7 protein-coding genes are annotated in these 13613 nt (G+C 47.1%); 1 reads left to right on the top strand and 6 read right to left on the bottom strand.

From position 1 onward, the window contains the following. Positions 1-16: 16 nt before the first annotated feature. From AAC052_RS07330 to AAC052_RS07305, 6 genes are all read right to left on the bottom strand, one after another. Positions 17-1273 (bottom strand): FAD/NAD(P)-binding oxidoreductase, encoded by a 1257-nt coding sequence (locus tag AAC052_RS07330; protein WP_317491095.1) that lies wholly within the window; start codon positions 1271-1273, stop codon positions 17-19. 271 nt (positions 1274-1544) lie between these two features. Beyond that, positions 1545-2717: a caspase family protein gene (locus AAC052_RS07325; RefSeq protein ID WP_339812161.1), complete on the bottom strand. Its 1173-nt coding sequence runs from the start codon at positions 2715-2717 to the stop codon at positions 1545-1547. Continuing rightward, complete coding sequence (locus AAC052_RS07320) at positions 2717-9016, bottom strand: kelch repeat-containing protein (RefSeq protein ID WP_339812158.1); 6300 nt, start codon at positions 9014-9016, stop codon at positions 2717-2719. Before AAC052_RS07320 ends, AAC052_RS07325 begins: the two co-directional genes overlap by 1 nt. Before the next feature lie 8 nt (positions 9017-9024). Next, positions 9025-9840 carry a hypothetical protein gene (locus AAC052_RS07315; RefSeq protein WP_339812155.1) on the bottom strand — a complete coding sequence of 272 codons (816 nt, stop codon included), beginning with the start codon at positions 9838-9840 and terminating at the stop codon, positions 9025-9027. A gap of 431 nt (positions 9841-10271) precedes the next feature. Next, positions 10272-11546 (bottom strand): erythromycin esterase family protein, encoded by a 1275-nt coding sequence (locus AAC052_RS07310; RefSeq protein ID WP_339812152.1) that lies wholly within the window; start codon positions 11544-11546, stop codon positions 10272-10274. A gap of 80 nt (positions 11547-11626) precedes the next feature. Next, positions 11627-12310 (bottom strand): hypothetical protein, encoded by a 684-nt coding sequence (locus tag AAC052_RS07305; protein ID WP_339812149.1) that lies wholly within the window; start codon positions 12308-12310, stop codon positions 11627-11629. A gap of 168 nt (positions 12311-12478) precedes the next feature. On the opposite strand from AAC052_RS07305, the gene AAC052_RS07300 reads away from it, so the two are divergent. Further along, positions 12479-13546: a DUF3500 domain-containing protein gene (locus AAC052_RS07300; RefSeq protein WP_339812146.1), complete on the top strand. Its 1068-nt coding sequence runs from the start codon at positions 12479-12481 to the stop codon at positions 13544-13546. The last annotated feature ends 67 nt before the right edge of the window (positions 13547-13613 follow it).

Below are 13613 nucleotides of genomic sequence, written 5' to 3'. Positions count from 1 at the left end.
TTTGGTTTTATGACGATTACACAGTTTCTAATTTTTCTTCCTCCAGCTCTTTTCCCGCTTTTTGCATCTGAGCCGTAATGAAAGGAATACTATGGCCTTTCATCAGCATGTTCCAGTAAATCCACCGGAACCCTAATTTACCCCAGTGGTTGACTTTGTTCTCCTTCAGAAGTTTCATTGGGCCAACTCCCGGAAATGGGAAGTTTCCTGGTACTGGCTGGGTCGTATAGTTAAAGTCGATAAGCATGGCTTTGCCGTAACCAGTTTCGACAAAGCAATTGGCATGACCATCAAAGTCTTCTTTCAGGGGCTCGCCTTTTATGTACCTCATGATGTTCTCGGTAAGAATCTCAGCCTCAAAGTGAGCCACAGAACCCGCCTTTGACGCCGGCACATTGGTAGCGTCGCCAATCACAAACACATTTTCAAAATTGCTGGACTGTAGCGTGTGTTTGTTTGTTGGTACAAAATTGAGATCATCACCCATGCCAGACCTGGCAATCACTTCGTCGCCCATGTTGGTAGGGATGGTTACCAGAAGATCGAAGGATACTTCTTTTTCGTCCCAGGAAACAATCTTTTTATTTTCATTGTCTAATTTCGCTATAGCGAAATCAGGCACGATGTTTATGCCTTTCTCTTTGAGCAAGTGTCCTAGTTTTGAAGAAGCTACAGGCTTAGTAAAAGCACCGTCGAGCGGTGTCACATAGTAAATGTTCACCTTGTCTCTCATCCCCTTTTCGTGGAAATACCAATCGGCAAGGAAGGCAAACTCAAGGGGTGCCACCGGGCATTTAATGGGCATTTCTGTAATATGGATGACCATATCCCCACCCTTCCAGTCACGTAGTTTGTCACGTAAGTTGCGAGACCCTTCGAAGGTATAAAAGTCGAACACAGACTTATGCCATTCGCTGCCCTGCATCCCTTCTACTTCACCTGGGGCAATTTGTGACCCGGTTGCAATGATCAGTAAGTCATATTTGAGGATAGTCCCGTCGGCCAATACAACCTGATTTATTTCGGGCTTAATAATATCTATAGCCTTTTGAACATAATTAATATTGTTTGGCAAATAGTCTGTTCTTTCTCTGTACACATCCTCTTCCTTGTAGACATCGAAAGGAAGAAACAAGAAACCAGGTTGGTAATAATGTTTATCGAATTGGTCCACAATTGTGATGCTCCAACTCTTTAAAGACATTTTCTTTGAGAGGTGATTAGCCATCATTGTACCTGCGGATCCTGCGCCGAGTATGAGAAGATTTTTCATGACTTACTCTTTTTTGGTGGTCAGTGATGCTAAGGTACTCCCCACAAATCCCTGATGTCCTGACCTTTGTCAGTCGGGAATATGACATTTGCATGAGGCTGGCAAAGAGAGGTTGGGTGCGGAAAAAAAAGGTGCTAAGGCAAAAAAAATAGCAGTTGGTATTTCCCCAAAGCGGCCCCGCTTGTTAGCCGCACACCAAAAAAATAGTTCTGCTACATTATCCGTTAAACAGCGTGCTGCTTATTATCAGCAACCATCATCAGCATGTTGTTCACCTGGCGATAAACATAAACTCGCTGCCCTGGTCGTCAGCGCCAAAGGAGCCAAACCTTGGTGTGGTCTGTAGCTTCTGCATGTACACATTTACTTCGGTAATGGTCAGCAACCTGTCTCCTCCGCCGCTGGTCTTAAGCGCCTCGAGCATCCTTACAGCAAATGGTGAGTGACTGCCGGGTGTGCCGTCGGACACATACTCCTTGCTCCCACTGGTGAGGTACTTCCTTGTTCGCAGCGACAACTTTTTGACGATGAATTCAGAGTTGTCCATTTCCTCGTAAATACTTCTTGATGAGGCCAGCACCGGATCGAAAGTACCTCCAAAGCACACATCCATTACCAGCATAATGTGCTGACACTTCACATTGTCAATAATATTTCTGAGTCGGCTGTGGCTGATATAGCTATTCTTGCCTGGGTCGTTCGCTATAGAGTTACGAGCTACCACAAAGCCTTCACCGAAGGTTTCGTCGTACTGTCCGTGCCCTGCGAAAAACACGAAAAGCTGATCCTGCGGTTTGTAGCTCTTCTGGGCATATTCTCTCAACGTATTGAAAACCAGGTCCTGGCTGGCGTTCTCAACAATCCTTACCTCAAAACCATACCGCTCTTCCAGCTCCTTCCCTATCGCTTTTGCATCATAAATTGGGTTGGTGAGGTCGCTCCAGTTGTCATACTTATCTGTAGCAAACAGCACTGCGTAGTCTTTTCTGTCAATGGCAATGGCGTCTTTCAGTGCATCCATGCCCACAATAACCGACCGGTCGTCCGACACAATGCCTCCATCCACATTTTCCGCAGTGATCCTCACATAGTTCTGGCCATCACCCAGGTACATGTTCTTCTCAAACTCGGCAGACGTCGGGCTAATCAAAGGTACATCCATGGAAGCCATGGGCTCCTCATCCAGCGAAGTAAGCACCGACAGTGTCACCTTTTTCAAAGGCACCTTACTACTTACATTGGCTTTGATATCTACCTTATTTGCCTCGCTATTGGTATACTCCAAACGTGGCAACACCCAATTGATTTCCGGCAACACCGTGGCCTTGATCGGCTTGGTAAAATCCAGTGCTACTTTGTTGGTGCGGTCAACCACTACCTGTGCCGCCAGCTGGCAACAAGCAACCAGCAATAACGTCAGGGAAATGAGAGTTTTGGTTTTCATTATCGGAGGATTATTTTTTTGTACAAAGGCACTCTGCTGTTGTCGCCAAAGCTCAGCCGGTAGAAGAACAGCCCACTCACAGCCCGCTTTTGGGCCGTGCCAATATCCCAGGTAAACTCATACACTCCTGGCCGGTGTTTGCCGCTGGCAAGAGTGGCCACTTTGTTCCCATTCATATCAAACACCGACAAATCGATGTCAACCAGCTCATTAGCGTCACCTGGCAGCAGTATGGGAATGGTCGTTTGCGTGCTGGCCGGGTTCGGATACGCATCGCCCAGCAACAGCCGGTTGGGTATCACCTGATTGCCGCTGCCTGCAAAGTAGATTTCAAACTTGAAATCGCCCTTGCTGAGGTCTACCGTGTGGCTATCTGTGGTTTTCATGTCCACCAGCTTGCCACTTTGCTGGTCGAGCAGGTAGAGACCGGAGGCTTTGCCTTGCAAAGCCCCCATGTCCCAGGTCAAATTAGATGGTCCTGCTACTTTATTGGATGACAGTGTAAAGCTCCAGGTATGGTCGCTTTTGGTGGGCACGACATCAGTGGAGAAGTAAGGATAAAAATAGTCTTTGTGCTCGGTAAACAGCTCGCTGTAATGAATAAAGCGGGGCGGTGCCATGCCATCAAATCGGTCTTTCATCTCCAGCGCATCTGGGTGCATACCCACGCCGCCTAGAGTTGCAGTAGTCTGGCCGTCGCTTAAATGTAGTGAAATGAACCATGCCAAATCATCAATATCTGTGCTTTCAATACTGCCTTTTCCAGCCAGGATTCTGCCGTTGGGTTTGGAGGCAATAGGGTCGATGGCTACAGAAGTAGCCTCCTCGGCAAAGACAAAGCCGCCAGAAAATGGCTGAACAACATCTCCAATGACCAGGGCCGTACCATTAAAAAGCCTGATCGGGTCGATGCCGGTTTTGTCTGGATTGTCAGTCAACACCTGTTCCCATGAAATGGGAACAGTGTATGGATTCCCTACCAGGTTCCAGCCTTTCAGTAGCGTCATGGGAAACGGTATTGAAGCTGTAGTTTGGCCTGCTCCTACGTTAATGCGTACATTTGTTTTGGAATTGAACCAATACGCCTCCCCCACTTTCACCTGGCCAGTATTAAAATTCACATAGTCGTTGGTCGAGTTACGGTATCGCACAATTCTCCAATCGAACTCATGTCTGTTTTGGTCAAGATCGGCAAAAATATTACTCACAAGCTTGTTATCAAGCTCATAAGGAATGGTGAATAAGTTCCAGGTCAGTGCGGAGCCTCCGAAACGCTCCAAGGGAAGTGCAGGGCTGGCTGCCTCACCAAATGCCCTGGCAATACTCCCGGTTCTCGATTGTTTGTTCGCTTTGGCATCGGTGGCAGTAATTTCAAACTGCACGCCCATGTCGTCCAGCATTTCCGGGCTGATGGTGAAGGAGTAATTACCAGGTGTTATTTCCGACAGCGTTTCTAATGTATTTTCACTTTGAAGCAATCCCCGATGGCTCGCCGTTACTACATAGGGTGCTGTGCCTCCTGTGACCGAAATGCTGAGTGTTTGGGAAGCCGAATTGTCTTGTTTTGATGAGAAGCTTAAGGCTAACAGGGCAAGCGGTAATGATGCGGCATCATTCAACGTTAACACCGAGACTGCATTGGAGTTTCCGGAAACTCCGGCACTATTTCGTGCCCGCACCCTGAACTGGTAAGACGTTTGAGCCAACAAGCCAGAAACAATAACACTGGTCGTTGCAGACTCTACAACCAAAGGATCGAATTCTTCGACCAGGGTCGCAAAGTTGTCAAGAGAAAACTCCAGTTCATAAGTTAGCACCCCTGCAACGGCATTCCAATTTGCTTTGACACTGGTAGCCGTAATGTCTTCCTCAGCTGTGTCAAATGCCACAGGGTTGGCAGGAATGGTAATTTGAGATACGGTATTAGAGGGTACTGATCTACCTCCGGTATTTTCTGAAATGACTCGATAGAAATAGGCTATTCCAGCCATTAATCCTGTCACACTTACAGAAGACAAGTCGGGTGCAAGAGCTACCGTGCCATCGAAACTTACCACTGGCGACGAGAAGTCGGCATTTGGCGACACCTCGAGGTAATAATTAACTACACCTGGTACAGTCGACCAATTGGCAGTAAATCCCGATTGTGTAACGTTTGTCGCACCTGAGGCAACAGGACTCACTGTTTTGGTGGTTTGACTACCGGGGGCAGAGTAGTTAGAGCTACCAGTGGCATTGACGGCCTGTACCCTGTATTTGTAAGCGGTAGCTGGTAGCAGGCCACTGGCCGTCAGACTTGTCCCAGTCAATGCTATACTCCCGTCGACTCCGCCAATGAAGGATGTAAAATCATCAGTGGATAACTGAACGTGGTAGCCTGTGGCACCTGCAACCGCCGACCAGTTGATAGTAAAAGCATCGTTTGTGACCGTTGTAGTCGCACCCACAACCGGATCGGTCGGCAAGGTCAATTGTGAGATGATATTCGACGGAGCAGAGGTGCCGGCCGCATTTCCGGCTTTTAACCGATAGTAATAGGTAGCACCAGATGACAAGCCGGTCAGCGCCTTGATGGTATTGGAAGAGGCAATCGCCACAGTGCCGTCGTATCCAGACAAAGGCGACGAGAAATCTTCGTTAGTGGACAACTCCAGGTAATAACTGGATGCCCCTGTGACTGCCTCCCAGTTGGCAGAAAAAGATGTTTGATCAGTACTAGTTGCAGCCGTGGCCACCGGATTGGCGGGAATGGTGATTTGGGAAATGATATTGGAGGCAGCGGAGGCACCTGTTGCGTTTTTTGCAGTCACTCTGTAGTAATAAGTCGTGCCCGATTCCAGGTCAGTCAATGCCTTGCTTGTAGCAGGAAAATCAATGGCAGTGGTGCCATCGTAACCAGCTATCGACGACGACATATCACTGTTGGTTGAAACTTCAAGGAAGTAATAAGCTGCTCCGGTAACGCCCTCCCAGTTTGCCGTAAAGCTCGTTTGGCTGACTGCCGTGGCAGCAGTAGCAACGGCATCCGCTGGTAAAGTCAATTGTGATACGGTATTCGACACAGCCGAAGTACCTGCTGCATTTCCGGCTTTCACCCGATAGTAGTAAGTCGTGCCGGATGACAAGCCTGTGAGCACCTCGCTGATGTTGGAAGAAGCAATCGCCACGGTGCCATCGTAACCGGTCAAAGGAGATGACATATCGCTATTGGTGGAAGCCTCCAGAAAATAACTGGAAGCACCTGTGACAGCATTCCAATTGGCAGTAAAGGACGTTTTTCCAGTATTTGATGCGCCTGATGCAAGTGGATTAGCAGGAATAAGGAGTTGCGACCCAACACCGGAATTTTTGGACACACCAACAGCATTGCTGGCACGCACTCTAACAAAATATGTTACCCCCGAGGGAAGGTTGCTCAAATCGATGCTGGTATTTGTCGTAGAAAGGGACTCATACCCAGATACCATTTCTGTGAACTCAACATCCGTTGCTACATCAATCTGATAGTCATTTGCCGGATAAAAGCCATCAACACCCGCCCATGAAAGGGTAAATGATGATTGCGTGACATTGCTAATACCAATTATCTCTGTGGGCAAAGGGGAAAATGAGATCCTCCATAAATCACCCTTATGTTCACCCCAGTTGCTTAAAGTTGCACCATAATTTCGTCGACCGCCAAAAAGCCAAAGGTTGTTATTTTCGTCCGATACTGCAGTCGACCCTGTTCTCGAATCCGGAATGTTATCGACCGACGAAACCCCAAGACTTCCATAATTTGGTTCTTTGTTCCTGGCATTACTACCCGCCATCCAAATCCAGACATTTTCACCAATGTCAAACTTCCAAAAATCATTCAAATACCCATCAGAAGCGGTGTTTGTATCATTTCCTCTGCCTCCAAATAACCATAAGTTATTGGCGACGTCTGTCCAACTAACAGCATTATACCTGGAACCAGGTGTATTGGCTGAAGTTCCTATTTCCAACTCACCATAAACTCCCGGCTGATTGATTATATCACTTCCTGCTACCCAAGTCCATTTGCCGTTTCCGATTTCATACCTCCAAAGGTCATTCAAATCGGAAATAGCACCATTTTTATCATAGCCATATCCGCCAAACAACCACAGATTACCATTCTGGTCATTCCATCCCGTGGAATGCCAATGTCCCCCGGGAAAGTTGTTAACAGACCCTGTTCCCTTTGTTCCGTAAACGCCCGACTGATTGACAATATCGTTTCCACTCATCCATGTCCACTGCCCAGTCAATATTTCGTACTTCCAGAGGTCATTTAGCATGTTTGAAGTACCATTTTTATCAAAGCCACGCCCTCCAAAAAGCCACAAGTCGCCATTTTCAAACCACGTTATAGCAAACTCCCTGGCTCCCGGAACATTGGACTCGGCTGCCATGCCTTTGGTGCCGTAAATCCCAGGCTGATTCTTAGTGTTGCTTCCATTGACCCACGTCCACTCACCTGTGGCTATCTCATATTTCCAAAGGTCATTAAAATAACCCTGAAACCCTTCCTTTTCTACGCCTCCAAAAAGCCATAAATTGCCATCTCCGTCGTTCCAGGTATGCCCTCCCGCTCTTGATCCCGGGCTATTATTTACCGATCCAACACCCTTGGCACCGTACACACCCGCCTGATTGATAACAACTTCCCCGGTCATGATCGACCATTTTCTGGTGGCAATATCATATCTCCACAAATCATTCAAAGTTCCCCTGTTTGTTACCTCGTCACGCTGGTCGCAAACTCCGCCAAAAATCCACAGATTGCCAGCGCCGTCAGCCCATGAACTTGCATTCTCTCTGCCACCTGGTTCATTCGTATCCAGTTCAATTTCGTAAAAACTGTATACCCCCGATTGATCCAATAAGTCGGTACCACTTATCCAAACCCATTGGTCGGAGGAAATATCGTATTTCCAGAGATCATTCAATGAACCGAACTCAAATCCAACGGTATATCCTATCCCACCAAATAACCACAATTGATCACTCTCATCAACCCACGAAGCTGACCATTGCCTGGGGCCTGGTGTTGTGGTGGCTGTTCCTTCACCTTTTGTTCCGTAAAATGCTTCTAAACTACCCAGCGGGTTGCCCCTCACCCATACCCATAGCCCAGTCCCCACCTCGTATTTCCACAAATCGTTAAGGAAAGCCCTCGCTCCATTTTCTTTATTACCAAGGCCCCCAAATAACCAAAGATCGCCTGCACTGTCGATCCACGAATTACCACTTGACCTGGCACCAGGCAGATTACTCTCGTTACCAACGCCTTTCGTATCATAAACACCTGCCCCATTCCCAATATCGGCTCCAGACACCCAAGTCCACTTTTTTGACGAGACTTCATACATCCATAAATCTTGAAGGTCGTCGTCGGTACTTAGTTTGTCAAAGCCTTGCCCTCCAAATAACCAGAAATTGCCACTGGCATCAGTCCAAAAAAATGGCTGTTGTCTGGCTCCGGGGATGTTAGCAGTATTGCCAGCTCCTTTCGTTCCATAGTTTCCTGGTTGTTCGACTATATCGCTCCCACCCATCCATGTCCATTGTCCCGAAGTCAGATCAAATTTCCATAGGTCATTCAATTTCCCAAAGGAGCCCGTCTTGTCAATGCCCGTGCCGCCGAACATCCATAAATCAGATGTTCCTTCCCAAAATGCAGCACCAAACCTGGCACCAGGCTCGTTAGTGTCATCACTTACTTGCAGCGTACCATAAATGCCCGCTTGACCGGGCTGCCCGGCATAGTCCCGCCCACTAACCCACGTCCACTCGCCAGTTGTGGGATCGAATTTCCAAAGGTCATTCAATTGAGCTGATATGCCTGTTTGACTTGTGACACCCCTTCCCCCAAATAGCCAAAAATTTCCATCTGTATCTTTCCATGTTAAAGCATCTTGTCGGGCACCTGGAAAGTTGGACGAAGCGGGCACTCCCTTCGTACCATAAACGCCTGCAGCATAGTTGATCTCGCTACCTCCTACAAAAGACCATTTGTCACTTGCGAATTCGTATTTCCAGAAATCATTCAGCCAAAGATTGACACCATTTTTATCATACCCCCACCCACCAAACAACCATAAATTACCATCGTCGTCAGACCAGGAAACAGGTGAATACCTACTTCCAGGTGGTGGATAGAACACGATTGGTTTTTGATTTCCTGACTGAGCTCCACTTTCCCAAGAAAAATAAGTAGTTTGAGCGGAAAGGTTTTGTGCAAGGCCGTCCAAGAAAAGCGCAGCAATAAAAAAGACTTTCACTTTATTCATTCCTTTCTTCATTTACTTGGTGGAGATATCGGATCTCCAATTTTTTCCTCTGGCGCCCCAGCCCCACCCAGCGAAACGATATATCCCACGCCGCCAAGCAGTGCCAAACCTAAACCAGCCTTGACTACCATTGGGACTTTGGCTTTTACCCTAAAGTCTTTAGTGAATACCACCTCATCCCTGTTCCTGCTATCACTGATCTTGAAGCGGTAGTTACCACTTTTCACATCCTTGGGAATGATAATGGTAGTATTCCCCACATTGGGGCGCTCTTCGAATACTTTGATCTTGCTATCCTCTTCGTAGAGTTCAAAAAGGAGCACATTGTCGCCCCGTCCGCCCGTCCAGGTGACTTCATAGGGCTTGCCACGCTTCAGCACTTTATAGTCGTCGAAGTTATCAAGAGCAATGAAGGGAGTGTAAATATTGCCTTTCAGTTCCAGGCTTACGTCGCCGGCGAAAGTATCGCCCAGCTCTTCCCTGGCATTCCAGGTGATCGTTTTGTTACCGCCCACGGCAAGGTTCACACCCACATCGCCGCTTACGTGCGCCAATGGCTGTATGAAATTATCGGACGAGGCATAAAGGTAGAGGGAATACTTCCGATCCAGCCTGTCGTCATTCAGGTCGTACCTGAGCACTAATTTGCCATCAGGCTGTAGGGCGAGTTGGGTGATGACAACCTCCTGTGAATAAGCAGCAACAGCAATGGCCAGCTGTAAGATCGTGAAAATAAACGCCCGCCTGAAAGACAAGAATAACAAGAGGCTCTGCACACGAGGCAGGTGGAAGCTTTTGCAAGGACTTAGTACTCGTTGGATCATAGGTATCGAAGGTTACTCAACACTAGCTCCATAGCTGCTGTACTCAATAAATCGTCTGATTCTGTCACCGGTTATCACACGTCCAAAAATCCTGAATACCGTTGGTTTCTATTATCAATTTTGAGTCATCTTCTCTCAATTTTGAATCATTTTCGCATCTCAGCACTCTCCTTCCTATTTTAAAGCCGACTTCATACCGCTCCAATGGCAAAGAATAGTGAATGCGCTTTTATGAAAAGGTTGCTTGATTTGTTCCTAAAAGTAAAGCAAAGTTGTCCGGTTGTTGGGGGGGCCTTAAGACCTCAGTCTCGCTACCGATCAAGTGTATCTGGTGTCTTTGGCGGCAACAACAACGGCCGTTCCTGTTTTAGCCATTTGGGTTTACCTGGAGGACAAAAAAAGATTAGAACCAGTCAGTCAGCTGAAGGACCTCACTTTAGATAGTCATAGCTCAATATTTTAGTTGGAGAGGTGCTCCTGATAAACATATAGCCATCATAGTTGTCGGACAAGGCTATCTTTCTGTAATAACCGTCAGCTTTGTCCGGATTAAATGACTCGCCTATATTTTTGGTCAATCCTGAATGGCCAAGTAAGCTCTTCAAATCAGGCTCAGCGCCCACAATCGCCATATCCAGGAAAAACTGTTCTGCTCCTATCTCAGAAAACAACGCATCGAGAGAACCGACAAGCGCCTCCCCAGCACTAACAGGCTCAGCCTTCATTTTCGTCAGGTTGGCTGCATAAAATTCTCCGCCACCAAATCCAAGTCCCATGGCATAGTAGTCGCCGTCTAGTTCGTTTTTCAAATACCAGCCCATAGGCTTACTCAAAATTCCTTTTTCATCCTTTGAAATATGTCCGTTATGAGCCCAAAGCATCACTTTAGCATCATTCTCATAGGCACGAATCCACAACACATTTTCCGCCATATACTCATCCCTCAAACCTTTAGTAGGGTTCACCCTCATTTCCAGGTATTGCTCCAGAAGCCTTTTATGGTGGCCAATCCATTGCGTTTCTCTACCCTGCTTCGCCGCCAAAAGTAAGTCGAGCTTCGTAAGCAACTCCCTGGTTGACTCCTGTTCTTTTCGAGTAAACTTCCCCTGGACTGTTTTTTTATTTAGCATCTGAAAAGTACCCTCCGCAGTCGCCGTCAGCCGATTGTTGGTCGCCAAAAAATCGTACAACGGTGGAGTGATAAACTTTGGAACAGGTATGTCGCAGCCATACATTCGAACCTTCATATCTTCCGGCTGCCGATCATTATACAGCCTCACCCACTCTACTAAGGCCAGCATCTCTTCGGTATAAAAAAAGCCATAGCCCATATTGAAAATGGCCCGATAGGGATTTCCAACTGCATGAAGAACATAACTATTGAGCTCGTTATTAGTAAAAAAAGATTCGGTAATCAGTACCCTAACCCCGGAATATTCTACCAGATGCTGGAGCAGCCTTGCCTTGATTTCAAAAAACTCATGCGTGCCATGGGTCGCCTCCCCTAACCCTATTATGGAGGCTCTATCAACAAGGCCTGCAGGCAAATGCTCGCCTCCAATAAATTCCGGATTCAGTGAAATAGGAATAACATGCTTATCAAGACTTTTCAACACGCTGTCCTTTGACTGACTCCGGGATTCAAACTGCACAAAGGCCATTCCCACAATGGCAACAAAGATCAATGACCGTCTAACGTTCCTCATGCGTCGCTTTCTTGTTTGTTTTTCTCTCCAGAGTCTCAACTGATGGAGTTTGGTTGGAATAAGTCTTGCTTCCCATAAAGTCAGGGCCTGATCGCCACACCAAACGTTGGATATGCCTTCTTTTCTGTCGGCGAATAGTTCATGGTGACGTTGTAAAACACCGCTCTGTCTTTGTCCAGGTTTTTTCTAATCACGCCAAAACCCAAATGTACAAGGTGTGCATCGAAACGATCATCGTAAACGGTATCATCTGAAATTTTCACCTTGTAGAAATCATGGCTGTACAGCGGCTGGATGACAAGTGTATTTGTTTCAGTAACCTCAAAACTAAAGGGAACACCGCCTACCAGCTGACCAAAGGTGGCTGTGCCATTTTCCACTTTGTCGGTAGAGGCTGCAAAGCCTGCGCCACCATAAAGTGATACATGAAAGGTACCTTCGTTGGGTAAAAGTGCATACTTGGCAAACCCGTTGAGTCCAGCACTAAAAAGTCCAAGCCCAAAAGACCCGCCCACATCGAGCCGCTCGGCAAGGCCATATTGGGCCTGAATATTGATCCACGGCGCAGGCACTTTGAAAGGATTGAGCCTAACAGTTTGTGTCACAGTGTCGGTGGTGTAGGACGGAACCACATTGTAAGAAACTCCAATGGCGCCTTCTAGTTCTTTTTTCCCGGCGGTTTTCCCGTCCTGAAAGAGCACGCCCGTGCTTACGCATCCGGTGCATAGTACGCCAAATAGCAGTATTAAAAAATGAGTTTTCATAAGTCTAAAAAGTGAAGGTAAATAAAGTCATTTATACATTATTCATGCCAGATTGCATTGGCCCAGGGTGTAGCATTTGTTGCTAATTCCCTTGTCGTATTCCTGATTGCAATCAAATATTATTGACTTATATTGAGCTTGCCTTCGGCAACTACTTAAACAACCTCAATGAAACACCTTCTCGCCTTCATCACCTTTCTCACATTGACAGCCAGCACGGTGCTCAGCCAAAGTGCCCAGCAGATTGTAGACGTTACCAAAGTGTTCCTAAAAACACTGAATGCAGAAGAGCTTCAGCAAATCAGTTTACCTTTCGACGACCCTGGCCGGGAAAAGTGGACGAACCTGCCCGTTGGCCTTGTGCCAAGGCCTGGTAAGCGCTACGGCGACCTTTCAGAAGAAAGCATGATCCAGTTTCACAGGGTGCTCACGACTTTGTTTAGCTCACAGGGCTACCTGAAAGTCACCAGCATCATGAAACTGGACGATATCCTGAATATGGTATACGACTCCACTTTCAGCAGAGGGAAAATTTCTAAGGAGGGGCTGGCGCAAATCAAGAAACTCGATTGGGAATACGGGAATTACTATATTTCTCTGTGGGGCACACCCGATGTGAAAGAACCCTGGGGGCTTAATTTGGGTGGTCATCACATAGCCATCAGCCTGTCGATGGCGGATGGTAAATACTCGCTCACCCCCCTATTTATCGGAACCGACCCCGCTGAGGTGCGCATTACAAAATTTGCCGGACTCAGGGTATTGAGCAAAGAAGAGGACTATGGCTTTCTGCTGATCAACGCATTGACTGAGCAGCAAAAGAAAGTGGCGACATTGAGCCAGAAAGTACCGGGAGACATTATCACCAGCCCTAGCGGGCCGAAAAGAATTGACGACTACTACGGCATAAAAGCCGCTGACATGAACAAGGAGCAAAAAGGGCTGCTGGAATGGCTGATCAAAGAGTATGTCGACAACCTGGAACATGAGGGTGCGAAGAGGGCTTATGACAAACTGCTGAAGTCTGGGGTTGACAACATCTATTTTGCCTGGATAGGAAGTTACGAAGCGAGAAACGCTCATTACTATATCATCAATGGCCCCGACTTCATGATCGAGTACGACAACGTGGGTTTCGACAATGACGGCAACCATATCCATGCCATCTGGAGGGAAAAAGGCGGCGATTTTGGTGAAGACATTCTCAAAGCGCACTATTTGGGGCACAAGCACTAAACAGTGGCATTTCCAAGTGCACTTGATTGTGCATAATGATTTCCAATTTCACGTCTTTTTTCTGAAT

This window comes from uncultured Imperialibacter sp. (assembly GCF_963974565.1).
In the GTDB taxonomy this organism is placed as follows: domain Bacteria; phylum Bacteroidota; class Bacteroidia; order Cytophagales; family Cyclobacteriaceae; genus Imperialibacter; species Imperialibacter roseus.
This window is presented reverse-complemented; position numbering and strand designations above follow the sequence as displayed.

Bases quoted from the DNA above. Each gene is read 5' to 3' on its own strand.
- AAC052_RS07315 (WP_339812155.1), bottom strand. From the start codon at position 9,840: ATGATCCAACGAGTACTAAGTCCTTGCAAAAGCTTCCACCTGCCTCGT.
- AAC052_RS07330 (WP_317491095.1), bottom strand. From the start codon at position 1,273: ATGAAAAATCTTCTCATACTCGGCGCAGGATCCGCAGGTACAATGATG.
- AAC052_RS07300 (WP_339812146.1), top strand. From the start codon at position 12,479: ATGAAACACCTTCTCGCCTTCATCACCTTTCTCACATTGACAGCCAGC.
- AAC052_RS07305 (WP_339812149.1), bottom strand. From the start codon at position 12,310: ATGAAAACTCATTTTTTAATACTGCTATTTGGCGTACTATGCACCGGA.
- AAC052_RS07320 (WP_339812158.1), bottom strand. From the start codon at position 9,016: ATGAATAAAGTGAAAGTCTTTTTTATTGCTGCGCTTTTCTTGGACGGC.
- AAC052_RS07310 (WP_339812152.1), bottom strand. From the start codon at position 11,546: ATGAGGAACGTTAGACGGTCATTGATCTTTGTTGCCATTGTGGGAATG.
- AAC052_RS07325 (WP_339812161.1), bottom strand. From the start codon at position 2,717: ATGAAAACCAAAACTCTCATTTCCCTGACGTTATTGCTGGTTGCTTGT.